Origin of the sequence: Gillisella terrae (assembly GCF_004801395.1) — a bacterium.
GTDB lineage: Bacteria > Pseudomonadota > Alphaproteobacteria > Rhizobiales > Rhizobiaceae > Allorhizobium > Allorhizobium terrae.
In genome coordinates this window covers 377,978-402,564 of sequence record NZ_SSOA01000003.1, presented here as the reverse complement: position 1 = coordinate 402,564, position 24,587 = coordinate 377,978, and the positions used below count along the sequence as shown (strand labels likewise).

Genomic DNA, 24,587 nt, shown 5'->3' with positions numbered 1-24,587 from the left:
AGCCAGTCTCCGACGCTTCCCAATTTCCCAAAGTGCAATGCGGACGATACGATTCCGACAGACGCGCCCAATTTCCATTGCAATTGCGCGCATGATGTTTAACCGACGTGAGTCAAGGAATATTCCCTCATACTCATATATAGGATGTGTACTTTAGGAAAATTAAAAATCCCGTAAGATTCAGGGGGAATATTTGATCGGTCGGTCGACGCATCGTTTCGGCGGCGGCTTTAGCTTGGAATAATTAATAAACACAACCTAAAATTGATAAATTTATCAGAATCGCCGAAAATTTCCGGGAAGTTCCATTTTTCAAAAAAATCAGAGCGTGATTGATGTTCAGCTTGTCTCTTGCAGTGGAGCCACCATGCAAAACGTCCCGGTCAATGAAGAGCCGGGACGCCTGAAATCGATGCTATTCGTTGTATCGCATGGATCCCATCATCGACAGGATGATGGTTGCAAGATTGCTATTAAAACTCCGACCATTCCTGCTTTACCGCGGCAGCCGCGCCGCTCGAACCTCTGCCGCTCGCCTTGGCCATGACAACAGGGGCTGGCTCGCTGGATCGGGCTGGAGCAACCCGCTGCTGAACACCCGAGCGCATTGCCCCCGTTACTGCCTGAGTGGTGGACGAATTCTGCCCCAGATTGAACTGGCGCAGCAAGGCCATCAGGCCATCAGCCTCGGATGCCAGCGTGTGGCTTGCCGCCGTTTGCTGTTCCACCATCGCAGCATTCTGCTGGGTGCCATTGTCCATCGCGGTGACTGCTACGTTGATTTCGGACAGGCCGATAGACTGCTCACGGCTCGCGGTGACAATCGCATCAATATTAGCGCTGATCTGCTGCACAGCGCCGACGATCTGTTCCAGCTCGCGGCCCGTCTCACCCACCAGCGACACGCCCGTGCCAACATGGCCACTGGAGACGCTGATCAGCACCTTGATTTCCTTGGCTGCGTTGGCGGAGCGCTCCGCAAGAGCGCGCACTTCCTGCGCCACCACAGCAAAGCCTTTGCCAGCTTCGCCCGCACGGGCCGCTTCCACACCCGCGTTCAAAGCCAGCAGGTTGGTCTGGAAAGCAATATCTTCAATGACACCGATGATATTGCCGATCTCGCCGGAGGATTTTTCAATCTCGGTCATGGCGGCCACGGCGTTGCGCACCACGGCACCAGAGCGCTCTGCCCCCGTGCGCGTTGAGTTGACCAATTGGCCAACCTCTTCGGCCCGACGGGCGCTGTCTTTAACGGTGCGGGTCACCTGCTCAAGCGCGGCCGCAGTTTCTTCAACCGATGCCGCCTGCTGCTCGGTGCGCTTGGCCAGATCATCGGCAGAAGCGCGGATTTCAGCGGCACCGGCATTGATGGCATGGGCATTGGTGCCAACCGTTTGCAGGGCGGCCTGCAAATTGGAGAGCGAGTCATTGAAATTGACGCGCAGCTTGTCGAGTCGCTCAACGAAAGGCTTGTTCAGACGATGGGCAACATTGCCATTGGCCAGCGCCGACAGCCCCTCGGCCAATTCGGCAACCGCAAAGGCAATTTCATCGGCCTCTTGCTGCTTGGCGGCTTGTGCAGCCTGTTGTTCGGCCTCAGAGCGCATGCGCAGGGCTTCAGTTTCACCCGTCAGACGCTGCTTTTCAATCGCAGCTTCCTTGAACACCAGAACGGCCTTGGCCATCTGGCCCACTTCATCGCCGCGATCAACGGCTGGAACATCAACCCCGTGATCACCTTCTGCAAGCCGGGTCATGGCATTGGTCATGCCGGTAATTGGCGTTACAATCGAGCGGGCCAACAGCCAGATGAGCAAAACAGCCATGCCACCAGCGACAACGCTGCCACCAAACAGGGCCAGCTGCAAATTGTCATGGGCGTCGCTTTGAATCTCACGCTGCCGATCTGTCAGATCATGCAGAACCGTCTTGACCTTTTCACCAGCAGCCCGAAAATCATCCAATTCCGAACTTTGCGCATTGCCCTTGATTTGAAGCACGTCGCTGATCGGCTTGCCAGCTTTGGCGGCTGCGAGCTGCGGCACAACCAGATTGTTATGGAAATTGTCGGCAGCGATTTTCACATCATCCAGCAGTTTCAAGATATCCGGGTAGCCTTTCGCGTCAACACGCGCCTGATCAATGGCCTTGACCAGCTTTTCGCGATTGTCAAACGTTGCCTTGTAGGTGCTTTCAGAATGGAACAGCAGATAGCCACGGTGGTTGACTGCCTCTTCCAGCATGGATTGCAGCGCCACTCCAAGCGAAGCCGTCATTTCCTCGGCCTGGCGGTGCTCGTCCAGAGCGCCTTTGGCAGCCCTGCCCTGCATGAAAACCACACCCGATGCTATAAAACATCCGGCCATAATCGCAATGAATGTCACATATAGTTTTTTACTCAGTGAGAAATCCTGAAAGGACATAAGACGGCCTTCTTACATTGTACCCACATGGCGCAGGCGTATGACATTGATGAGGGACTGAGCAACCCTGCCCTGCCCGTTCACAAGGATCGGTCTCAGATCGGCAGAGGTCATAATCCCACTCTTTTCGTTTGTCTGATCAGGAAAATCGGCACCCCCCTTTTTCCTGACAAACGCTTGGCACCAATATTGCCGCAACTGCCGCTAACAAAACGTTACATCTGGCGCGACAGAACTGTCTCAAAATTGCACTCTGTCAAGTTCAGAGCGCAACCGGCGAAATTATTTGTGGATGGCAATGCAACTTTGAAAATGGCCGCTGCATCATGGCTCCAATCCGCACCAATGTGAGACAAAATGATGCGGCAGAAAGAAAGCGCAATGGCGGTTCAGAATGCCTGTGTCTCGCGGCAATATCACATGGATTTTCGGGGGAATGCGCTAAAATCTACAAGAGCGCTTGCAACTGTCTGCGGAAAACGCCATTGACGGGATATGTCTTCATCAGAATCCCAACGTCTTGACCAATTGCTGGTCTCCCTCAATCTCGTCGCCAGCCGGTCACGGGCGCGCGATGCCATTCAACGCGGCGGCGTCAAGGTCAATGGCAAGGTCGTTACCAAGCCAAGTCTGGTCTTCGCATCCAACGTCGTCATCGAAATTGATGACCCGGCCCAGGACTATGTTTCGCGCGCAGCACTTAAGCTGGTGGCTGGTCTGGATCACTTCAAGCTCGATCCATCCGATCAGGTCTGTCTGGATGTTGGCGCGTCCACCGGCGGCTTCACCGAAGTGCTGTTGCAGCGCGGTGCGGCCCATGTGATTGCCATTGATGTCGGCCATGAGCAGATGCATCCCCGCCTGCAAAGCGATGCGCGGGTCGACAACATCGAAGGGCTGAACGCCCGCTATCTTGAGCCGGAGGATATTGGCGATCAGGCCTTCACTTTCCTCGTCTCGGATGTCTCCTTCATCTCGATCAAGCTGGCTTTGGTGCCAGCCCTTGAGCTGGCAGAGCCGGGGGCGCACTGTCTGTTGCTGGTAAAGCCACAGTTTGAGGCCGGGCGCGATGCCATCAGCAAGGCGGGCCTTTTAAAAGAGCCGGAAACCGCACCGCAGGTGGCCGCCGAGCTGGAGCGCTGGCTGGTAGAGGATATGGGCTGGATCAGCCTTGGCATGATCCCCTCGCCGATTGCTGGCGGTGATGGCAATGTTGAATTTTTGCTGGCAGGCCGCAAACCTGAGGACGATGCATGAGCACGGAAACGCTTGTTATCAATAGCCTTGGCGCGCAGGGCGATGGCATTGCCAATGGTACTGACGGCCCGATCTTTGTGCCGTTTTCTCTGCCGGGCGAAAAAGTGGCGGTGGCGCGGGTGAAAAATCAAGCGACCATCATGTCGATCACCGAAGCCTCGCCGGAGCGGATTGAGCCAGCCTGTCGGCATTTTGGCCTGGATGGCGTGGGCGGCACCTGCGGCGGCTGCTCTTTGCAGCATATGGCCAAGCCCGCCTATAATGCTTTCAAGCGCGCCACCTTGACCGCGGCGCTGAAATCCAAGGGCATTGAAACCGATGTGGCAGACGTTGTTGAAGCCCATGCCGGTGAGCGCCGACGCATTGTGTTTACCGCCCGCAAGCGCGAAAAAGGCCTGCTGATCGGCTTCAATCAAGCCGCCTCCCGCCATATCGTTGAGCTGGAAGAATGTCCCATCACCTCAACCGGCATTTTAAGCCGGTTGAGCGATCTGCGCGCCCTTGGGGCCGCCATTGCCACCGGCTCCGACCATTTCCGCATGACGGTGACAGAAACCACCACCGGGCTGGATGTGTCGATTGATGGCGTGCGCGGCGGTGTCGCCGATCGCGAGCGGCGCAACCTCACCGAAACCACCTTGAAGATGCGCGGCATTGCCCGCGTCTCGGTCAATGGCGAAATCATCATTGAGCCCCACCAACCGCTTCTGGATTTCGGTGGTGCCAAGGTCAACATGCCGCCGGGGGCCTTCTGTCAGGCAACCGTGCCCGCAGAAGAGGCCATGGCCGAGCTGGTACTGGCCCATGTGGGCAAGGCCAAGCGCGTCGCCGATCTGTTTTCCGGCATTGGCACGTTTGCGCTGAGGCTTGCGCGCAATGCGCAAGTGCTGGCAGTCGAATCCGACGAAAAGGCCATCAAGGCGCTGGATCACGCCGCCCGCAATACCCAAGGGCTCAAGCCGGTCAAAATTGAAAAGCGCGATCTGTTCCGCCGCCCGATGATGGTGTCCGAGCTGAAAACCATGGATGCCGTGGTGTTTGACCCGCCACGCGCCGGTGCGGAAGAGCAATGTCGTGAGCTTGCCAAGAGCAAGGTGAAAACCATCGTTGCCGTCAGCTGCAATGCGCTGACACTGGCACGCGATCTGTCGATCCTGATTGATGGCGGCTATAAAATCACCTCCGTCACACCGATTGACCAATTCCTCTGGTCGCCGCATGTGGAAGTGGTTGTGAGTTTGAGCAAAAGCTGAAGCCAGTCTATGCTAAGAATAAAAAGGCACCGCATCAGGTGCCTGAGCTTATTGACAAACCTCTCGCTTGACGTTTCGTCACCCTCGGGCCTGTCCCAAGGGTCTGCCGTGGCTGGATAAGCAATTGACTTTGCTTATGAAATTAGCGTGGTTAGATGCTCGGCACAGGGCCGAGCATGACGTCGAGGATAAATTTAGGGTTTGTCAGCAGTCTGAGGCACCGCATCAGGTGCCTTTTTCTTATCGCGTATTTTTCCGACTCATGAAGGCTTCAAACGCAGCACGGGCCTCAGCGCTTTTGAGCTGCGCCACGAAATGATCCAGCTCTTCATGCATCCGCTTCAAAAGCAAATCGCGATCACCGCGCACCAGTTGTCGGGCAATTTTCAAGGCCTGAACCGGTTTTGAAGCGAGGCTCGCGGCCAGCGTCAAAGTTTCGGCATCAATCTGCTCAGGCGAGACCACCTTCCAGATCAAACCAGCCTCACGGGCTTGGCTGGCCGAAAATCCCTCGCCCAAGGCCAACAGCGCAAAGGCGCGTTGATGCCCCATAACCAGAGGGGCCAGCAGGCTTGATCCCGCTTCCGGCACCAATGCCAGATCGACGAAGGGGGTTTTGAACAGGCTGCGATCAGACGCAATGGTCAGATCACAATGCATATGCAGCGTCGTGCCAATGCCAATGGCCAGACCATCCACCCCGGAAACCATGGGTTTGGAACTCACCGCCAAGGCCTTCAAAAGCCCAAAGGCGGCTGGCTCTCCTTTCGCGCCGGACATGGCAAATGTCAGAAAATCAGCCATGTCATTGCCTGCCGAAAAGCAGCCTTCCGTGCCCAGAAAGGCAATGGTGCGGACCGCATCGTCCTGTTCGGCATTTTTGAGTGCCACGGTCATCTGGCCATACATGGCCGATGTCAGGGCATTTTTCTTGTCAGGCCGGTTGAGCCGGATGACCATGACGCCGGGATAGGCAGAGGGCATATCCACCAGAATATGATCGCTCATGATTATTCTCCTGCCATCAAAATGCTGCGCGCACTTGCAAGGCTTGCAGCGCCGCCAACCACGGCCTGTTTGAGGCTTGCGGTTTCAGCCAGCAGGTTTTCAGCGGCAAAGCGGCACAAAGGCAGATGATGCCCCTGATGATTGGCCACATCAAACAACGCACCCTTGGCGAGGTAAGCGCCGGTAAGCGTGAGGCCAAACAGGCGTTGATAGGGCGTGGCACCCGCCAATACACCGGTCAAGGCATCCGCTTGCCCACCCTCTGCAATCTTTGCCAAGAGCCATTCGGTTGCCTCTTCCAGATCCTTGATGGAAGACAGCAGGCGCACAGCCGTTTCGCCAAAGCCCTCCTGATTGGATGCATCCACCTCAACCGCAATGGCCTTCAACTCCTTGATAAAGCCGCGCACATGGTCGCCATTGGAAAGCGGCAATTTGCGCATCACCAGATCAATGGCCTGAATGCCGTTGGTGCCTTCATAAATCGGCGCAATACGTGCATCGCGCAGCAAGCGGGCCGCGCCGGTTTCTTCAATAAAGCCCATGCCGCCGTGCACCTGAATGCCCATGGAGGCGACCTCAACGCCAATATCGGTGGCGAAACTCTTGGCAATGGGTGTCAACAGAGCGCCGCGCTCGCTCCAGTGTTTGGACTCATCACCTTGTGTGTGATGGCTCATATCGATGGCGTAAGCGCAAAGATAGCAGATGGCGCGCGCCCCTTGGGTCAGCGCCTTCATGGTCACCAATGTACGGGCCACATCCGGGTGTTCGATAATCGGGCTCATGCCCGCACCGCTCCAGCCGGGCGCTTTGCCCTGCGTGCGCTCCTTGGCATATTGCAAGGCTTTCTGGGTGGCGGCTTCGGCAATGGCCACGCCCTGCATGCCCACCGCCAGACGCGCATTGTTCATCATGGTGAACATGCAGGCGAGGCCCTTGTTTTCCTCACCGATCACATAGCCAATCGCCCCCGGCTCATCGCCAAAGCGGCCATCACCATAAATCATCGTGCAGGTTGGCGAGCCATGAATACCCAGCTTGTGCTCCAGCGAATGGCAAAACAGATCATTGCGCGCCCCCAGCGACCCATCATCATTGACCAGAAATTTTGGCACCAGAAACAGCGAAATGCCGCGCGTGCCCGCTGGCGCATCGGGCAGCCTTGCCAACACCAGATGAATAATGTTTTCGGTGGCATCATGCTCACCCCAGGTGATGAAGATTTTCTGGCCGAAAATCCGGTAGCTGCCATCATCGCGGCGCTCGGCGCGGCTTTTCATCACCCCCAGATCAGAGCCTGCATGCGGCTCGGTGAGGTTCATGCTGGCCATCCATTCGCCAGACACCATCTTGTGCAGAAATTTCTCTTTAAGAGCGTCACTGCCGTGCGCCGCCAGCGCTTCTGCCGCCCCCATGGTCAAGGTGGGGCCAAGCGCAAAGGCCATGGAGCCGGAATTCCACATTTCCAGTGCTGCAACATTCAAAAGATGTGGCAAGGCCTGTCCGCCGTAGCGCTCTTCAGCCACCAGCCCGTTCCAGCCACCTTCTGCCCAGCGGCGATAAAGATCGGCCCAGCCATCGGGCAAGGTCACTTTGGCGTCGGACAATGTTGCGCCCTGCCGATCACCAATCGCCGCAAGCGGTGCCACTTCCTGCGTCGCGAAGCGGCCAGCCTCATCCAAAATCGCATCGACCAGATCTTCCGAGAGGTCTCCAAACCGCCCCTCCTCCAGCGCTTGCGCCATGCCGGCAACATGTTTGAGGGTAAAGGCTATCTGCTCAACAGGGGCCTTATACATTGTCATCTCCTCCATCCCGTATCGTGCCTACAGCCTATTGATTTTTACGTAAACGTCAACAATTTGCCGACGAAAGATCACACCGCAAAGTTATCGGCATTGAGAACGGCAATGTGAAGAGCGTATTGATCCTTCCGTCACAATCGCGGCATATACAGCCAGATGCGCGCGCCTTGATAACCGGGGCTTTGAGTGCGTGTTTGCAATTTCAGTTGTTTTGTCAGGAGCTTACCCACCATGCTGACCACGCCAAGTGTTATCCCTGGTCTTGTGTGGGCCTATCACATTGATCAGGAAAGCCGCACGGCCGTGCACCTGCCGATGGATGTGACTGCGGATGAGCTCTCCTTTGAAACAGGATTTATCTGGCTGCACTTAAGCCTTGCCGACGGTCGCGTCCCGGCCTTTCTCGAAAACTTTGCCGGATTAACCGAAGCATCACGGGCCGCCCTCATCAACCACGAGCATCACGCCGCCCTTTCGGTCGATGATCAATTGATTTGCGGCACTTTGGTGGATTTTCAACGCGAATTTGACGCAACCACCCGCGATATTGGCTGGCTGCATTTTGCGCTTTCGGATCGCTTCATCATTACCACGAGGCTGCAACCCATTCGTTCCGTGGATCTGTTGCGCGCATCTTTAGAGAAAAACCCGGCCAAATTTCGCTCGCCCTTGCATGTCTACGAAGTGCTGGTGGCCGAATCGCAGCGCGGCATCATGGCGCTGGTGATTGAGTTGATGGATGAGATCAACCGCATTGAAGACGTGGTCTATGATGAGGATGTGCGCGACGAGCGCACCCAGCTTGCCCCTTTGCGTCGCGTGATTGTGCGTCTGCACCGGCATTTGCGCGGCATGTTGAGCCTGATGCGCCGGGCGGCGGCCGCTGATGATGATGAAATGCCGGAAGGGTTTGAAGATGTGGCCATCCGCCTGATCAGCCGGTTGGAAGCCGCCGACCACGATGTCTATGCCCTGCATGAGCGCGCCCGCCTTCTGCATGAAGAAATAGACAGCAAGCTTTCATCGGAAACCAACCGGCATCTTTATGTTTTGTCGCTGATGACGGCATTTTTGCTACCGCCATCGCTGGTCACCGGCTTTTTTGGCATGAATACCTCGCACCTGCCCTTCACCAGTGGCCCGGAAGGCTCGGCCTATGCCATTGCCTTTATTATCGGCTCAATCCTGTTTGCGTGGATGATTTTGAAACGCGCCAAGATTTTGTGAACGAAAACGCAAAACGCCCGGCATAAGGCCGGGCGTCGCGCAAAACCCAAAGAGCTGATCAATAGTAAGGTGACAGGCACTGCTGGCGAACGCCAGAATAGGTCACGAATGTATTGCTGTAAGCGTCATAGCTGCGGTAGCGCCCTTCACACCACTGGTAATGACGCGGGTTTATGCCATTGCCGCCGCGTGGAATGGGAGCCTGCCGCGGTTGCGCGGCAATAGCACCCCCAATCAGTGCGCCTGCCGCAAAGGCCGCCAGCGGATACCAGCGACCATCATGGTGACGGCGATAATGCTCACGCGGGCGGTCATAACCACGATATCCGCGATAATAGCCACCGCCATAGTGACGATAATGCGGACGATCATAATAAGAGCGGCCATAATAGCCGTCACCACGCCATTGCACTTGCTCAACCGGCGATGTTGCTTTGGCCACAGGGGTAAAGCCCGTGACCGGCATTGCCTGAGCGGATCCAAGAGAACTTGCCAGAACAGCCATTGCTGTTCCCACCACTGCCAAACGCTTCATCATCGCCATGACCAGACCTCCAACACCTTCACATTTAACTGCCAATACGGCCTCTTCATCATCAGCATACGGAGTGACAGATGAACCTGAAATTAACACTTCCTAACATCTAAATTACCTTGAACAAACAACTGTCACATCAAGCCATGAACGCAAAGGCAAGCCTCGCGTAATCCATGCCGCTTATCGTGCTGTGCTGGGCACGGCCTGCTGGACCATGGTGGCACAATAGCCGCATGAGACGTAGGCAATGCTCAAGCAAGACAGCAAGTTATGCATAAGCGCCGCTGAACATGGACATCACTGTTCTATATCCTGTTGCGCGCGCTGACGTCGTTGAGTTCAATGTGTGGAGAGTTCGCCCATGTCAAAGCTGAAATATTTTGCCGCGCCGAACCCAATCGCGCTTATCAAAAAGCGCGCCAGGAATGCCCACTCGGAATTCTTACGCACCGGCAGGATTATTCGCCAGCAAGAGGACTGGCTGAGCGACGAGAAGCGTTATCTCACCCATGAAGAAGTGGCAGAACGCACCGCCAAACGATTGGAAGCAGCCGGGGAAAAAACCTACGAGCGCCTCAACGCCGTGCACCGCGCCATTCGCTTTCCCAAGGCCGTGTTTCAAAAGACATTAAGCGACATCCCCCATTTGGGTTATTGCCACGTCACGGCGGCCCGCACCAGCTTTGCCAATTATGCCGATGTGAAATGGTCTTTCTACATTGCCAATTTCTTTGCCGAGATTGGTGGAGAAGAGCGCTTTTTTGAACACATCAGCCCCCACTATAACCGAATGTATTTTGCTGTTGCGCTCAAGCCTGATCAGGAAACGCGCAAAATGACCATTGACCGCTCGATCCGTGAAGACGGCCTGCTGTTTCGCACCACTGATCCGAAAGTGGCGCTGAAAAATGTATTGATGCTGGGAGCCCAAAAGCCCGCGCTGCGCGAAATCATTGCCCGGATGTAAGCCTGAAACAGGGCATTCCAAAGCAGTTGCGGCGTCGGTTGCTCCGATTGTCATAAGCGATTGGCTTCACGTCCGGATGTGGACTGGGGGCAAAGGCTACTGCGACAAAACGCACATTTCACTCATCAGACCGTTCTTCTAAAGAAGATGGCACATAACCAACTTCTGGAAGGAATGGATCAATGACGGGCGACTGGGTGGATTGGTTTCCGATCGTTTTCTTCCCCTTCAAAATTATCGTGTTGGGCACAGCCGCCTACTTCGCCATCAAGTGGCATCACGATCAGGATAAGGCGCAGAAAGAAAAAGAGGCTGGCGCGCAGTTAGCGCCCCAGACCCCTGACATCACCGATTAAAGCATGGCACCGGAAAGCGGCCCCGTCGTTCAGACGCCCGCAGCCACTGATTTATCGGACAAGGCCTCTGCTCAGGCCTCGACCTCCACATCGCCAATAGGACGTGAGCAGCAGGCCAGAATATAGCCCTCTTCAATCTCCTCATCGAGAATGCCGCCATTGTGGGCCATCTCAACCTCGCCGGAAATTTTCATGACTTTGCAGGTGCCGCACAGACCAGACTCGCAAGCTGCACCAATGCGCACACCCACCGAGCGGGCGGCCTGCAACACGGTAAACCCTGGTTCGCACTGGGCTTCTTTTCCGGCCATGGTGAAGGAGATGGTGTTGGTCTTGACCTCGCCGGACGGGTCCGCCACCACAACCGGCAAGGCAGGAGCCACCGGCTGGAAGGTTTCCTCGTGATAGCGGCTCATATCAAACCCGGCACCGGCCAATGACTCGCGCACCGTGGCCATAAACGGCTCAGGCCCGCAGCAAAACACTGTGCGCTCAAGAAAATCCGGAGCCAGAAGGCCAATCTTGGCCTTATCAATAAAGCCGCGCAGGCCAGACCACAGCTGTGAGCGCTGCAATTGCTCAACAATAAAGCCGAGCTGGAAAAACGGCAGATAGCGCGCCTTATATTCCAGCTCCCAGCGGAAGATAATATCATCTGGCGAGCGGGCGCAGTGGATGAAGGCAATGTCGCTATCGGGCTGGCGGTCGGCCATATCGCGGGTCATCGACATCATCGGCGTAATGCCGGAGCCTGCCGAGATGAACAGATATTTGTCGCCGGGATGTTTGACGTAAGAGAAATCACCCAGCGGGCCAATCGCCCTGATTTTCATGCCGGGTTTGAGATTTTCAAACATCCAGCGGGTGCCGATGCTGTCCTTTTGCGCCTTCACCGTCACGGCCACCGTATAGGGCCGCGACGGACTGGACGACAGCGTATAGGTACGCAACACCGGCTCTGGCCCCACCGGCAATTCCAGCGTCACAAACTGGCCGGGAAGATAGCGAAACCAATGTTCCGGGTGGTCCGGCTTAAACGTGAAGGTCATCACATCCGGAGCTTCCGGGGTCCAGGCCACACATTCCAGCAGATGGGTCCGGTCAGACCACGGGCGCATTTCATCGACGTGTTTGTAAGACTTCTCAATCGCCATGGTCTGTTATCAATCCCTTATGCCACCACAGAAAGCGGAGCCTTATCACCCTGCAAACGGTCCGTCATGAAGTTTGCATACCATTCCACAAACTGCATCACGCCGCCTTCATGATCCGGCGAATACGGACCCGGCTCATAGGCAGGCGAGCGAATGCCAAAGGCATTTTCTTCGACAATCGAGCGGTCCTGATCATTGGTCATGTTCCAGACATGAGTCAGGTCATGCAGATTGTAATCCACGCCTTCCACGGCATCCTTATGCACCAGCCATGTGGTGGTTACTGCGGTTTCCTCGGCGCTGATCGGCAGCACGCGGAAGGAAATGGCGTGATCGCCGAGCATATGGTTCCATGTGGTTGGATAGTGGAACAGCAGCATGGTGCCGATGTGCGAAATCTTCACATCATCCGACAAAGGCCGCTTTACCGCCCGCTTGCCATCCATGGTGTAGCTCTCGGCATCCTGAATAAGCGGCATGCGCGCCACGCGGAACTGACCGCTTTCATGCATGGTAAAGGTGCTTGGAAGGCCAGCGGCCTCGCAGCGCTGCCAATGTTCGGTAATCACCGGATCATCACCGGCACCCTGCACGCCCGTGGCGCTTGGCGCTTCGGGATAGGTGCGGCAGAGCTCGGGATGGTTGCCCGCGCAATGGTAGCATTCGCGGTTGTTTTCCCACACCAGCTTCCAATTGCCCTTTTCAATAATGGTGTTGCGATGGGCAATCTTTGCATCTTTCAAATGATGCGGCAGCATGAATGGCTCGATGGTGGCGCGCACCGGCGCAAAATCCATCGGCTGATCAGCCAGGCAGATAAAAATGTAACCGCCGACACTCTCACAAGCCACCGGCTTCATACCATGCTGCGACTTGTCAAAATCCTCGCCCATCTGGCGCGCAAACACCAGCGATCCATCCAGATCATAGGTCCACTGGTGATAAGGACAGACCAGCTTTGCCGATGCGCCGCGCTCCTGCGTGCAGACGCGATGGCCACGGTGACGACAGGTGTTGTGGAAAGCACGGATCACGCCATCACGCCCGCGCACGACCACCACCGGATAATCACCCACCTGCACGGTGAAATAATTGCCAGCCTTGGGGATTTCGCAATCATGGCCCATAAACAGCCAATCGCGATACCAGATCATCTCCATATCGAGCTTGAAATAATCCTTATCGATATAGAACGGCTGCTCCAGACTATAACCATCGCGGCGGTTTTTAAGCTGACGCAGAACGGTGCTGTGAAGATCCATGATACCCTCGTTTTCCAACTGGCGCGGTAGCATCGAAAGGAAGGAGCCCTTACCTTTGATCCGCACAGCGCGACCTTTGCCTCATAACCACCCCCACAGCCTGCAACTATTCTAAACCATCAAGCGGATCAGAACCAATGTTTTTAAGGCTATGTGAGCTTTGTTCTATCTAGCCACAAGCCAGCGACACACGCCCGCTTGGCCTACGACATCGCAGATATGGATTGCGACATGGGGTGATTTGGGGTGGGCTGAGAGCGCTGGGGTTGTCCGTCAACCGTCAAAAGACACCGTTATGAACCTGCCGCCGCCATAACGATCTGCGCGATAGACAACAGGAGTCCTGCAATCCCTACCACACCAGCAATCGCAGGAGAGCGCAGAAGACGCATAATCTCAGGCCAAAGTGGATCTGGTGTCTCTATTAATTTTTCAGCCGCCTCTATCAATGCAATAGCATTTGCCGTTTGGGCGTTTGATAACTTAGCCGCTTCAATAACAGTCCGCATTTCAGAAAGAATTCGGCGAATCTCTGTTTTTTGATATTCTGACAAGTCAAATCGACCAGTCCATGTCGCACTGTCCACGATTAAAGGCATATCTCCTGTGGCTATCGCATCATATCCTGCAGCAGTTATCTGAAATAATCTCCCTCCGGACATTTGATATGCCTGACGAGTGATCAGCATGCCCGCAGTCTCTAAATCATCGGTCAAAGCTAATAAATACTGATTAGCGCGCTGTAGCCCCGTGTTTCTCTTTATCGTTGCAATCGTACAGTAACGTGAGTCTCCGCCATCTAAACGCTCATATAGATATCTAAGAATCGCCATTTGATCAGCTTTAGCGCTCACCTTGCTCTCCCGAATAATTCTCTACCCATGATCGCAATTATCGGGCCAGACCAAACCGTGAAAGAAAATTGCGACAGATATCCACAACGAGTTCAAACTCGAGGTTAGAACCGTGATAGCAAGCCTCGATCACAAATCACGAACAGATACCCGCATTTGGAACAGCATCACAGATGAGGCTTTCTTGCTTTGGGGCTCTTTCGGGTCTATATATCACCCTACTGAATGAAACTTGGCAGATCGATATGTTTTCGGCATCTTCTAAAATTCTGGCAACGGTGAACGCACCTTACGGCGCGTCGCTTTCGGCTGAACAATTGGCTGCGAAAATCATTGACCCAAAGAGTGCTGACGAGCATGATTGTTCTGTTTTTTCTTTCCTGTCAGATGTTTCGCCCAAGCTTCAGCATGAGTTTATCGAGCAGATGGGCTTAAGCAAAGCGCAGGTTTCGATTGTTGCCGAAAAATTTTCCGGCATGGCTGGTTACAAGCTCGCCCTTGCTGCCTGAATGAACACACCCAATCCAAGTCGCTGGGCTGATCTGTTTGATGCGGCCATGTCTGTTGTCGATCAGGCCAATGAGGCGGGAATTGGCATGACAGATTGGACATTTGGTGGTGGCACTGCGCTTATGCTGCAAATCGGTCATCGCGATAGCCATGACATTGATCTGTTTGTGTCTGACCCGCAATATCTGCCCTATCTGAACCCTCAAACACAGAGCTACTCGCTCAGCATCACCCCAAGTGATTATGAAACCGATGGAACGCATGCGCTGAAAATCATATTCGATGGAATTGGTGAAATTGATTTCATATGTTGCGGCACCGTAACCACTGAGCCAACTCGAGATATTGAGGTCAAAGGGCGGCGCATCCTGCTTGAAACACCCGCCGAAATCATTGCCAAGAAAATTGTGTTTAGGGGCAAAAGGCTGCAGCCTCGCGATATATTTGATATAGCCGCCGCCACGACCAGCTTGGATGAAGACGTGCTTGTTGATGCGCTCAGCCCCTTCGCCAGACAATGCGCGGAAGCCCTGCATGTTGCGGAAGCGATGGACCCTGATTTTGCAGCCGCTATCATGAGCAAATTGCTGTCCCGCGACACCTTCAGCACACTTCATCAAACAGCGCAGACAACCACCTGCCGCCTTCTACAGAGGGTTGTGAAAAGCATGGAGTGAATACGTCATCAGGCCAATCCAACACATTGGATTGGCCTCGACTTACTCACCCCTCACGCCGCATAAGACATCCCGGCACTCCCCGCACCGCGACCAATCTGGAACTGGCCCAGCAATTGCCGCAGCTTGTCCACTTCGTTTGCCAGTGATGCGCTGGCGGCGGTGGTTTCTTCGACCATGGCGGCGTTTTGTTGGGTCATCTGGTCCATGTGGTTGACGGCGCTGTTGACCTGATTGAGACCGACGGATTGTTCCTGCGCCGAAGTAGCGATGGCATCCATGTGGCTGTTGGCGGTTGCGACATAATCCTCGATGGTTTTAAGGACAGCACCCGTATCGCTGACCAGCCGAACGCCATTGCCAACTTCGGCAGAGGAATTGCGGATGAGATCCTTGATTTCCTTTGCGGCCTGCGCCGATCTTTGGGCCAGTTCACGCACTTCCTGGGCCACCACGGCAAAGCCTTTGCCAGCCTCGCCTGCGCGGGCGGCTTCAACGCCGGCATTCAGGGCCAGCAGGTTGGTCTGGAAGGCAATCTCGTCAATCACGCCAATGATATTGGAGATCTGGCTGGAAGAGGCCTCAATCCGTTGCATGGCATCCACAGCACTGGCGACCACTTCGCCGGATTGACGCGCGGCCTTGTTGGCTTCAATCACCACTGTTCTGGCTTCCTGCGTGCGCTTGGACGAATTGGCGACATTGACGGTGATCTGGTCCAGCGCTGCCGAGGTTTCTTCCAATGAGGCCGCTTGCTGTTCCGTGCGCTTGGCAAGATCGCCAGCGCCAGAGGCGATTTCGACAGACCCATTGTTAATATGGCTCACCGAGGCCAAAATGGCGCTCATGGTCTGGCCCAATGTGCGCACAGACTGGTTGAAATCATGGCGCAGGCTTTCAAACTCTTGCGAAAACGCTTCGCGCAGCTCAACCGTGAGATCACCATCGGCGAGACGTTTCAAGCCTGCGGCAAGGCCGGATGTGGCGATTTTCAAGCGCGCTTGCGCATCTGCTTCGGCTTTGGCTTGCGCCTGCACACGGTCCTCTTCCAGGCGCTGGCGGTTGCTTTCGGCCTCTGCCTCCAACTGGCGTTTGGCCACGGCATCTTTTCGGAACACCTCAACAGCCTCACACATTTTGCCAATCTCGTCCCGGCGCGGCCCCAAAGCCGTATCAACGCTCGTATCGCCCGTTGACAGGCGGTTCATGGCGTCTGTCAGCAATGTCAGCGGACGCACAACGCTGCTGCGCAACACAAAAGTGGTCAACACCAGAACCAGCACAATCAGCGCTTCGATAAAACCGTTAATCATCGCCGCGCGTGATTCGATAATCTGGAGTGTCTGATCGGCTTCTGCGGTCAATTTCTTGGTCGCGGCCAAAGAGTTCTGAATCGACGTATTCAACTTGCCGGTAACAGGGCGCGTAAACTTATCCCGCTGCGATGCCAGCTCCACCAGATCGATCGTTTGCTTCGCGCGCTCGTTTTTCACATAGTCTTTGAGCTTGACCGAAACTGCCGCATATTCCCCCAGCGCTGCGTGGATTGCGGTCAAAGGTTCCGGATTGAGCGCGATGCGGATGGGTTGTTCCAGTGCGGCCTGACCATCCTTGGCCAACTTGCTGACCATATTATAGGTGTCGTCGATTTCTTTTACGGTCGGTGCAAGCATGATGTTGCGCACGCTGTTTTTCATCTCCATGAATGCTTTTTCGCTCGCGGAAATTCCCGCTAAAATCGTCTGCTCGCGCACGACGACATCTTGCGCGTCATCGATTACGCTTGCCGCCAAATGTTGATTGACGACCAGGCCCACGACCATGGCGATACCGAGACCTGACGCAATGTAGATTTTTTTGGCAATGGTAAGATTGGATAGAAGCGACATATAATCCCCCTAGTCGGCGTCTTTTACGCCGCAGCCATGATGAAAGAAGCGCGCCTCTGTTGCACACGCGCTCACGATACACTCAATTTAAAATAGACCAGAATACAGGCGTGGAGCGTCGAGCCACAACAGCGCCGTGCATTTTATCAAACGCACCAAAGACACCGTAAAGTCATGGAATATAATGCATAATTTTTACGCCCGATCGGTTTCGGCGTTAAAAATCATGCCGTAATCCTCACCACCCATTGACACAACAGGCGTCCCCTCTCCGCTGTGTTCCGGCCTTGGACTGAACTTCATTTCAGCGCGACAGCAAAATGCCCCGCTCAATCATCAAGCGGGTTACTCAATTTCGACAAGCGCAAAGCGTGTTAGAACACAATTGCAGCAACCAAATATGCATCGCAACTACTTAAGTATCTCTTAAAGCAACACAATCAAAAGCGGCAATTTTGAAGAGAACTCGTTTCCTGAAAATAGGCACAAATACAATTATTGATAGAACTTATTAGAAGATTCCACGACTGCATGAGTCCTTACATCGGAATCGCTTCAAGGAATTATGCGCGAGCGCCAAGCTCCTGCATCGAGATCGTTCCGTGGAATCACGGCCTGATCCATCAGATCAGCGCCGTGCTGCCATGTCGGCTCTTATGGGTGAAACTCACACCACCGTTGGCTTATAAATCAGCCAATCCTTCGGCACATATTTGTTCTCGGTCGTGCCATACATGGTCACGGTATCGCCGCCTGAAGATTTCGAGGCGCTGAGCGCGCGCTCGGAATAGGTCATCAGGTCAAAAGCGTTCGGGGCTTGCTCCGAGAGGCAGATGCCAAAAGACATGGTGAGCGGGCCGAGCGATCCATTGGAACCGGCATTGACCACGGCTGTGGCTCTAAGCTTGGCGCGCACCGAATTGACAATACGGTTGATCTCATCCTTGTCGGATGTGTAAAACAACAGGCCAAAGCGGCTGCCGTCAAACCGGCAGGCCAGATCATCCTTACCGGCCAAGGCTTTGACCACCTTGGCGATCTGCTTGATGAAGCGCTCGGTCACGGTCGGGCCGAGGTGGTCGGACAATTTGGCAAAATCATCAATTTCGCCCACCGCCAAACCGCACAAAATCGGCAGATCCGGGTTGGCGTAGATATTGGCCAAAGCCTTGTTGAAGGCACGACGGCTGCCCATGCCGGTCAATGGATCAATGAACTTGGCCTGCGCGGCCTGATCGGCCTCGCGCTGCACGTCGGCCAGTTGCTCGGTCTTTTCCACCACGGTTTTCACAACATTGCTGTTTTCGGCAACCCGTTGGTCGGTTGCCGCTTTCAGCGCCTGGATGGAGCGGCTAAGCTCGGGATTGCCAAGATCCGTTTCGCTCAACATGCCCTTGGTGGCATCGCCAATCAGGCGGCCATAATCGGTGAGTGAATTTTTCTCCTGATTGAGCAGATTGATAAAGCTGCTCATCTCGGCACGGACAATATTGTTCTGGCGGGCCAGCAGGCCATCTTCATGGTGGTGGGGCAGATATTTGCGGCCCAGCACATCCAGTGCTTCTTGGGTTTTAACCTTGCCCAGCGCAATAAATTCGCGCACCAGCTCGGGATTGCTGCCCGAATAGGCCTCGTAGACCAACTCGTAATTACGCGGCAGACCCTCGATGCCCATTTGATGCATGGCCGTTGCCACGCGAAGCGCAATGCTGGACGCCGGGTTTTTCATAGGCTGCATCGAGTGCGATCCCCAGTTACATTATCTGTTGCCAAGTCGAATGACACGAACTGTATCACGACAGTTCTTTGTTTAGGTTACATCGATATATAAAGTTTTATGGATTAACGAACATCCTATAAAATACAACCTTGAGCGCAAAATTATCGACATAAATGTCTTTGCCGTGCCCCAAAGGCGGAGTATGCAGCATAGATCAACATTCAGCAGGCAATTATGGCACAGCGCATCTCCATTGGCACCTCCCCGCAAGCGGCTATTTCAGCAGCCGTCCCCTTGTTGCAAGCGGGTAAAGCCATCGCAGTGCCAACCGAAACCGTCTATGGACTGGCGGCAGACGCCACCAATCCGCGCGCCATCACCCGCATTTATGAAACCAAGGGCCGTCCAAGGTTCAACCCGCTGATCTGCCATATGGCCAATCTCGCCATGGCGGAGCGCTATGCGGTCTTTGATCCGCTCTCGCGCCAATTGGCGCAAGCCTTCTGGCCCGGCCCCCTCACCTTGATTTTACCGCTGAAAGCGGATTGCGACATTCATCCGTTGGCCAGCGCAGGCCTGGAGACTGTGGGCGTGCGGGTGCCGCGTGGTTTTACCGCCGATCTGATTGCCGCCTTTGATCGGCCGCTGGCCGCCCCCAGCGCCAACACATCCGGCCGCATCAGCCCCACCAGCGCCGACCATGTGGAAGGCGATCTGGGTGATAAAATTCCGCTTATTCTAGACGCAGGCTCTGCGGGCGTCGGAGTGGAATCAACCATTTTGAAGGTTGAAAACGGCACCATTCGGCTTTTGCGCCCTGGTGGCTTATCAGTTGAGGAGATTGAGGCGGCCACTGGCCTCTCAGTGATCAGACCAGAAAAAGCAGGGGCCATTATTGAAGCGCCCGGCATGTTGGCCTCGCACTATGCCCCCGATGCGGCGGTGCGGCTCAATGCCACCGAAGTGTTTGATGGTGAAGCCGTCATCACCTTTGGCGATGTGCACCCCAAAGGGCTTGAAAAGGCCAGGCTGGTGATCAATCTCAGTGCCAGCGGCGATGTGGCGGAAGCGGCCAGCCATCTGTTTAGCGCCATGAAGCAGGCCGATGCCAGCGGAGCAACACGCATTGCCTTTGCCAGCATTCCCAGCCACGGTCTGGGTGAGGCCATTAACGACAGGCTGGAGCGGGCCGCAGCGCCCAGATCATAACGGTAGAGATGATATTATGAACGATATGTCAGCCCATCCTTCTTTCGATGTCACCCTTCGCGATCGTTTCATTGCCATTGTCGGCCCCGCCCATGCCCTGACCGACGCCGCTGATATCGAGCCTTATCTCACCGAAAACCGCGGCCTTTATCATGGCGCATCTCCCTTGGTGCTCAAGCCCGGATCGACAGAGGAAGTGTCGAAAATCATGGCGCTGGCGTCAGAGACCGGCACCGCCATTGTGCCCGCGGGTGGCCGCACCGGGCATGTGGGCGGTCAAGTGCCGCGCGAGGGCAGCCAGGACGTTGTTTTGTCGCTGACACGGCTCAATAAAATTCGCGATGTCGATCCGGTTGGCAATGTGATTGTTGCCGATGCTGGTTGCATTCTTGATGATATTCACAAAGCGGCCGATGCCGTGAACCGGCTGTTTCCTCTCTCGCTTGGCTCGCAAGGCTCCTGCCAGATTGGTGGCAATCTTTCCAGCAATGCTGGCGGCACGGCGGTGCTGGTCTATGGCAATATGCGCCAGCTGTGCCTTGGGCTGGAAGTGGTGCTGCCCACCGGCGAAATCTGGAATGGCCTGCGCCGCTTGAAAAAAGACAACAGCGGCTATGACCTGCGCGATCTGTTTATTGGTGCGGAAGGAACGCTTGGGGTGATCACCGGCGCGGTGCTGAAACTCTACCCCAAGCCGCTCGGCCATGAAGTGGGTTTTGTCGGGCTAAAATCACCAGAGGAAGCCTTGGCTTTGTTTGACAAGGCCGGTGCCATCTGCGGCACATCGCTCACCGGCTTTGAGCTGATGCCACGCATTGGCGTGGATTTCACCACTCGCCACATTGAAAACGTCCGCGATCCTCTAAGCACCCGCCATGACTGGTATGTGCTGATTGATATTTCCACCTCCGATTCCGCCGAAGCCGCCAGCACCATGATGCAAACGGTATTGGAACAGGGCTATGAAGCCGGATTGATTGAGGATGCGGTGGTGGCAAGCTCGGTTGCGCAGCAAAAGGCCATCTGGCACATGCGCGAAAGCATGTCGGAAGCGCAAAAGCCCGAAGGCGGCTCGATCAAGCACGATGTGTCGGTGCCGATTGCCAGTATTCCGACCTTCATGAAAGAAGCCGAAGCCGCCGTTCTGGCGGCCATGCCCGGTGCGCGGGTGTGCGCCTTTGGCCATTTGGGAGACGGCAATATTCACTATAACATCAGCCAGCCGGTGGGGGCTGACAAAGCTGAGTTCATTGGCCGCTGGCGCGAGATCAACACCGTGGTGCATGATATTGTCCGCGCCCATGGCGGCTCGATTTCGGCCGAGCACGGCGTTGGCCAGCTCAAGCGCGATGAGCTTGCGCAAACTCGGCCAGCCATTGAAACCGAGTTGATGCTGCGCATCAAACGCGCCTTTGACCCGGCAGGCATTATGAACCCCGGCAAAGTGATATCCGGCTGATGATTGGCACGCCACCCAAAGCCATATTCCGGCTCGATCTGGCCAATGGGGCGCGGCTTGGCCCCGGCAAAATTCAGCTTCTCAGGCTGATCTTGGAGCATGGCTCAATCCGGTCCGCCGGTACGGCCATTGGCATGTCTTATCGCCGGGCGTGGCTGTTGGCTGATGAAATCAACCGCATGTTCAAGCAGCCCTCCATTGCCACCCGCCACGGCGGCAAAAGCGGTGGCGGGGCCTATCTCACCCCCTTTGGCGAGACGTTGCTGGCACGGGCAGAAGCCATGGATGCAAAGGCCAAAGAAGTGCTGCGCGAGGATCTTGCGTGGCTGGAGGCAATGGCCGCCGAGACCATTACGAGTGAGCCGAAGTGAGGCGATAAACACTGCCCGCCTCCACCGACACCGCCTTGAACAGCACTGACACGGGCTTGCCCGGTTCAAGATTGAGCGTGTAGCGGGAGCGCTGGGTAATTTCAGCCTCGACCAATTGACCCGAGCAATCGACCTTGACCAGCACCGTCTTGCCGATATCGGCAACCGATTGCACCACGCCATTGAGCCGGTTGAGGGTGGAGACGCCGTCAAGCGCACCCGTGGCCAGCACAATATCGCTGACCGGGATAAAGAGGCGAATATCAGTGCCTTCAGGCAGATCGGCATATTTCAGGTAAAGCGTGCCCGCCGCGCAAGCGGCGATGGTCAGCCCTTCATTGGCATCATGGCCGGTGATGCGAGCCGCAAGGAATGTGCCGGAGCGGCTTTCTTCCATACGCGGCAAGGATAGCAGGCCACCGTCATCCCCCTGCACCACGCTTGCCTTTCCTGCTTGCATCATCACCACACGGGTGGCAAGGCGGGTGACTTCCTCAACAGCATGGCTGACATAGAGAATGGGCACCCCCGCTTCATCACGGATGCGCTCGATATAAGGTAGGATCTGCGCTTTCAGCCCGCTGTCCAGCGCCGACAGCGGCTCATCCATCAACAGCAACTTCGGGCTGGTCATCAATGCACGGCCAATCGCCACCCGCTGTTTTTCGCCGCCCGACAAACGATTGGGCGCGCGCGCCAAAAGGCCCTCAATGCCCAAAAGCTCTGCGACATAGGCAAGATTCTCGCGCCGCTCGCGCTTTGGGGTAAAAGACTGACCGTAGAGCAGATTGGCCTTCACGCTCAAATGCGGAAACAGCCGTGGCTCTTGAAACACATAGCCAATGCGTCGCTTATGGGTGGGTAAAAATTGGCCGGTGCTGGCATCGCTCCACACCATCCCATTAAAACGGATGATCCCTTTATCGGGACGGATCAGGCCGGCAACGGCATTGATCAAGGTGGTTTTTCCCGACCCCGATGGCCCGAACAAGGCCGTCAGCCCCTGCCCCAAGGCAAGATCGGCATTGAGGTTGAAGCCGCCCTGATGGTGGTCAATATCGATCTCCAGCATCAGGCCGCCAATCTGGATGTCAGCCGCCGCGACAGCAGTTCCGAGGCAATCAGGGCGGCCATGGACAGCGCCACCGACACCAGCGTCAGCCGCAAAGCCGCCGCATCGCCGCCCGGCACTTGGGTGTAGGTGTAGATGGCGGCCGACAGGGTCTGGGTTTCGCCGGGGATGTTGGAAACAAAGGTAATGGTTGCACCAAACTCGCCCATGGCTTTGGCAAAAGCCAAAACGGCACCGGCGGCAATGCCGGGCAAAATCAGCGGCAAAGTCACGGTGAAAAACACCATGAGGGAGGACGCCCCCAAAGTGCTGGCGGCGGTTTCCAGCTTGGTATCCACCCCTTCAATCGCCATGCGGATTGAACGAACCATCAGCGGAAAGCCCATGATGCCTGCCGCAAGAGCTGCTCCGGTCCAGCGAAAGGAAAACACCAGCCCAAACCACTGATCCAGCAAGCCCCCCATCAATCCTCTTCGGCCAAAGGTTAGCAGCAGCGCATAGCCGGTGACCACCGGCGGCAAGATCAAGGGCAGATGGACGATACCATCCAACAGGGTGTGCCCCCAAAAGCGCTTGCGCGCCAAAAGCCAGGCCACCACCACGCCAAACGGCAGTGACACAACGACCGCAGTTGTAGCCACCTTGAGACTTAAGAGAATGGCGGTGATGTCGTCGGCTGAGAGATCCATCATGCCTGCTTATTGTGTTTTACCCAGCACGGTAAAGCCTGCCTTTGTGAAAATTTCCGCCGCCTTTTGCGATTGCAGATAGGCTAAAAATGCCTTGGCATCAGGATTTTTCGATGTCTTCACCACCGCTGCCGGATAGATAATCGCGGGGTGGCTGTCTTGCGGGAAGCGATCGACAATTTTCACGCCCGGATCAACCTTGGCATCGGTTTCATAGACAATGCCAAACGGCGCTTCTTGGCGCGATACCAACAGCAAGGCGGCGCGGACATTATCGGCCTGCGCGATCTTGGCTTTGACGCTGTCCCACACGCCAAGCGAGGTCAGGGCAGCCTTGCCATAAATGCCCGCGGGCACAGAGGCAACATTGCCCATGGCAAGCCTGCCCGTGCCCAAAAGGCCCGCCAGATCAAAACCCGGCTTGATCTGGGTTGTGACTGCGGCATTTGCGGCTTCCACCAGCACAATGCGGTTGCCTAAAAGATTGACGCGGCTGTTATCGACCAATTGTCCACCCTTTTCGAGATGGTCCATCCAGTTCAAATCCGCCGAGATAAACACATCGGCGGGTGCGCCCTCATCAATCTGCCTGGCAAGCGCAGAGCTGGCGGCAAAAGACAGTTTCACCGGCTTGCCTGTGTCTTTTGTCCAGTCATCGGCAATTTGCCCCAAGGTTTCCTTCAGACTGGCGGCGGCAAACACCGTGAGACTATCGGCAGCATCAGCCGGTTTTACAAAGGCCGGGGCAAAAAGTGGTGCAAGCACCATAAAAATGGCAACGGCAATGGCATTGCAGCGCCTGAACATACCAAACCCAACCATCATGGTCTTTCCTCAATCCATCGATATATTTCATGAGATATATCGATGGATCAAAAACAAGG

Annotated in this window: 22 protein-coding genes; 10 read left to right on the top strand and 12 right to left on the bottom strand. The window is 55.5% G+C overall.

Features of this window, described 5'->3' with window-relative positions; genetic code table 11:
- Positions 1 to 473 precede the first annotated feature (473 nt).
- Positions 474 to 2,423, bottom strand: a complete 1,950-nt coding sequence (locus E6C51_RS09065) for a methyl-accepting chemotaxis protein (protein WP_190235720.1) — start codon at positions 2,421 to 2,423, stop codon at positions 474 to 476.
- A gap of 495 nt (positions 2,424 to 2,918) precedes the next feature.
- On the opposite strand from E6C51_RS09065, the gene E6C51_RS09060 reads away from it, so the two are divergent.
- The gene (locus E6C51_RS09060; RefSeq protein ID WP_190235719.1) at positions 2,919 to 3,680 is read left to right on the top strand and encodes a TlyA family RNA methyltransferase; all 762 of its coding nucleotides are present in this window, start codon (positions 2,919 to 2,921) and stop codon (positions 3,678 to 3,680) included.
- The gene (locus E6C51_RS09055; protein ID WP_190235718.1) at positions 3,677 to 4,933 is read left to right on the top strand and encodes a class I SAM-dependent RNA methyltransferase; all 1,257 of its coding nucleotides are present in this window, start codon (positions 3,677 to 3,679) and stop codon (positions 4,931 to 4,933) included. The genes E6C51_RS09060 and E6C51_RS09055 overlap by 4 nt, the downstream gene beginning before the upstream one ends.
- Before the next feature lie 240 nt (positions 4,934 to 5,173).
- On the opposite strand, the gene E6C51_RS09050 is transcribed toward E6C51_RS09055, so the two are convergent.
- Both E6C51_RS09050 and E6C51_RS09045 read right to left on the bottom strand, forming a co-directional pair.
- The gene (locus E6C51_RS09050; protein WP_190235717.1) at positions 5,174 to 5,941 is read right to left on the bottom strand and encodes a crotonase/enoyl-CoA hydratase family protein; all 768 of its coding nucleotides are present in this window, start codon (positions 5,939 to 5,941) and stop codon (positions 5,174 to 5,176) included.
- Positions 5,942 to 5,943: 2 nt separating this feature from the next.
- Entirely contained in the window at positions 5,944 to 7,743 is a 1,800-nt protein-coding gene (locus E6C51_RS09045) for an acyl-CoA dehydrogenase (RefSeq protein ID WP_190235716.1), read from the bottom strand.
- Positions 7,744 to 7,980: 237 nt separating this feature from the next.
- On the opposite strand from E6C51_RS09045, the gene E6C51_RS09040 reads away from it, so the two are divergent.
- On the top strand, positions 7,981 to 8,976 hold the full coding sequence (locus tag E6C51_RS09040) for a transporter (protein ID WP_146931457.1): 996 nt from the start codon (positions 7,981 to 7,983) through the stop codon (positions 8,974 to 8,976).
- A 58-nt stretch (positions 8,977 to 9,034) separates the two neighbouring features.
- Here E6C51_RS09040 and E6C51_RS09035 read toward each other — a convergent pair whose 3' ends face one another.
- Positions 9,035 to 9,520, bottom strand: a complete 486-nt coding sequence (locus E6C51_RS09035; RefSeq protein WP_146931460.1) for a BA14K family protein — start codon at positions 9,518 to 9,520, stop codon at positions 9,035 to 9,037.
- A 355-nt stretch (positions 9,521 to 9,875) separates the two neighbouring features.
- Here E6C51_RS09035 and E6C51_RS09030 point away from each other — a divergent pair, with 355 nt between their 5' ends.
- Positions 9,876 to 10,481, top strand: a complete 606-nt coding sequence (locus E6C51_RS09030) for a DUF6656 family protein (RefSeq protein ID WP_146931463.1) — start codon at positions 9,876 to 9,878, stop codon at positions 10,479 to 10,481.
- Between the two features lie 182 nt (positions 10,482 to 10,663).
- A complete protein-coding gene (locus E6C51_RS09025; protein ID WP_186827674.1) occupies positions 10,664 to 10,837 on the top strand; it encodes a hypothetical protein in 174 nt (57 codons plus the stop codon).
- Between the two features lie 71 nt (positions 10,838 to 10,908).
- Here E6C51_RS09025 and E6C51_RS09020 read toward each other — a convergent pair whose 3' ends face one another.
- The 3 genes from E6C51_RS09020 to E6C51_RS09010 form a co-directional block, all read right to left on the bottom strand.
- The gene (locus E6C51_RS09020; protein WP_146931466.1) at positions 10,909 to 11,991 is read right to left on the bottom strand and encodes a hybrid-cluster NAD(P)-dependent oxidoreductase; all 1,083 of its coding nucleotides are present in this window, start codon (positions 11,989 to 11,991) and stop codon (positions 10,909 to 10,911) included.
- A 17-nt stretch (positions 11,992 to 12,008) separates the two neighbouring features.
- A complete protein-coding gene (locus tag E6C51_RS09015) occupies positions 12,009 to 13,253 on the bottom strand; it encodes an aromatic ring-hydroxylating oxygenase subunit alpha (protein ID WP_190235715.1) in 1,245 nt (414 codons plus the stop codon).
- Between the two features lie 293 nt (positions 13,254 to 13,546).
- Positions 13,547 to 14,107, bottom strand: a complete 561-nt coding sequence (locus E6C51_RS09010) for a hypothetical protein (protein ID WP_190235714.1) — start codon at positions 14,105 to 14,107, stop codon at positions 13,547 to 13,549.
- A 245-nt stretch (positions 14,108 to 14,352) separates the two neighbouring features.
- On the opposite strand from E6C51_RS09010, the gene E6C51_RS09005 reads away from it, so the two are divergent.
- Positions 14,353 to 14,616, top strand: coding sequence for a hypothetical protein (locus E6C51_RS09005; RefSeq protein WP_190235713.1), 264 nt, complete (start codon positions 14,353 to 14,355; stop codon positions 14,614 to 14,616).
- Positions 14,617 to 15,294, top strand: a complete 678-nt coding sequence (locus E6C51_RS09000; RefSeq protein WP_230987155.1) for a nucleotidyl transferase AbiEii/AbiGii toxin family protein — start codon at positions 14,617 to 14,619, stop codon at positions 15,292 to 15,294. It abuts the gene before it with no gap.
- A gap of 53 nt (positions 15,295 to 15,347) precedes the next feature.
- On the opposite strand, the gene E6C51_RS08995 is transcribed toward E6C51_RS09000, so the two are convergent.
- Together E6C51_RS08995 and E6C51_RS08990 are read right to left on the bottom strand one after the other, a co-directional pair.
- Positions 15,348 to 17,183, bottom strand: a complete 1,836-nt coding sequence (locus tag E6C51_RS08995) for a methyl-accepting chemotaxis protein (RefSeq protein ID WP_190235712.1) — start codon at positions 17,181 to 17,183, stop codon at positions 15,348 to 15,350.
- A gap of 667 nt (positions 17,184 to 17,850) precedes the next feature.
- Entirely contained in the window at positions 17,851 to 18,921 is a 1,071-nt protein-coding gene (locus E6C51_RS08990; protein ID WP_190235711.1) for a GGDEF domain-containing protein, read from the bottom strand.
- 216 nt (positions 18,922 to 19,137) lie between these two features.
- On the opposite strand from E6C51_RS08990, the gene E6C51_RS08985 reads away from it, so the two are divergent.
- The 3 genes from E6C51_RS08985 to E6C51_RS08975 are packed head-to-tail and all read left to right on the top strand — an operon-like array spanning position 19,138 to position 21,942.
- Positions 19,138 to 20,112, top strand: a complete 975-nt coding sequence (locus E6C51_RS08985; RefSeq protein ID WP_190235710.1) for an L-threonylcarbamoyladenylate synthase — start codon at positions 19,138 to 19,140, stop codon at positions 20,110 to 20,112.
- Between the two features lie 16 nt (positions 20,113 to 20,128).
- The gene (locus E6C51_RS08980; RefSeq protein WP_407920784.1) at positions 20,129 to 21,571 is read left to right on the top strand and encodes an FAD-binding oxidoreductase; all 1,443 of its coding nucleotides are present in this window, start codon (positions 20,129 to 20,131) and stop codon (positions 21,569 to 21,571) included.
- The gene (locus E6C51_RS08975) at positions 21,571 to 21,942 is read left to right on the top strand and encodes a winged helix-turn-helix domain-containing protein (protein ID WP_190235709.1); all 372 of its coding nucleotides are present in this window, start codon (positions 21,571 to 21,573) and stop codon (positions 21,940 to 21,942) included. Before E6C51_RS08980 ends, E6C51_RS08975 begins: the two co-directional genes overlap by 1 nt.
- On the opposite strand, the gene modC is transcribed toward E6C51_RS08975, so the two are convergent.
- Genes modC through modA form a run of 3 tightly spaced genes read right to left on the bottom strand, consistent with a single transcriptional unit; the run spans position 21,923 to position 24,525 of the window.
- On the bottom strand, positions 21,923 to 23,014 hold the full coding sequence (gene modC, locus E6C51_RS08970) for a molybdenum ABC transporter ATP-binding protein (protein WP_190235708.1): 1,092 nt from the start codon (positions 23,012 to 23,014) through the stop codon (positions 21,923 to 21,925). The genes E6C51_RS08975 and modC overlap by 20 nt on opposite strands.
- On the bottom strand, positions 23,014 to 23,706 hold the full coding sequence (gene modB, locus E6C51_RS08965; protein ID WP_190235707.1) for a molybdate ABC transporter permease subunit: 693 nt from the start codon (positions 23,704 to 23,706) through the stop codon (positions 23,014 to 23,016). The genes modC and modB overlap by 1 nt, the downstream gene beginning before the upstream one ends.
- A gap of 6 nt (positions 23,707 to 23,712) precedes the next feature.
- Positions 23,713 to 24,525: a molybdate ABC transporter substrate-binding protein gene (gene modA, locus E6C51_RS08960; protein ID WP_407920791.1), complete on the bottom strand. Its 813-nt coding sequence runs from the start codon at positions 24,523 to 24,525 to the stop codon at positions 23,713 to 23,715.
- Between the last annotated feature and the right edge of the window lie 62 nt (positions 24,526 to 24,587).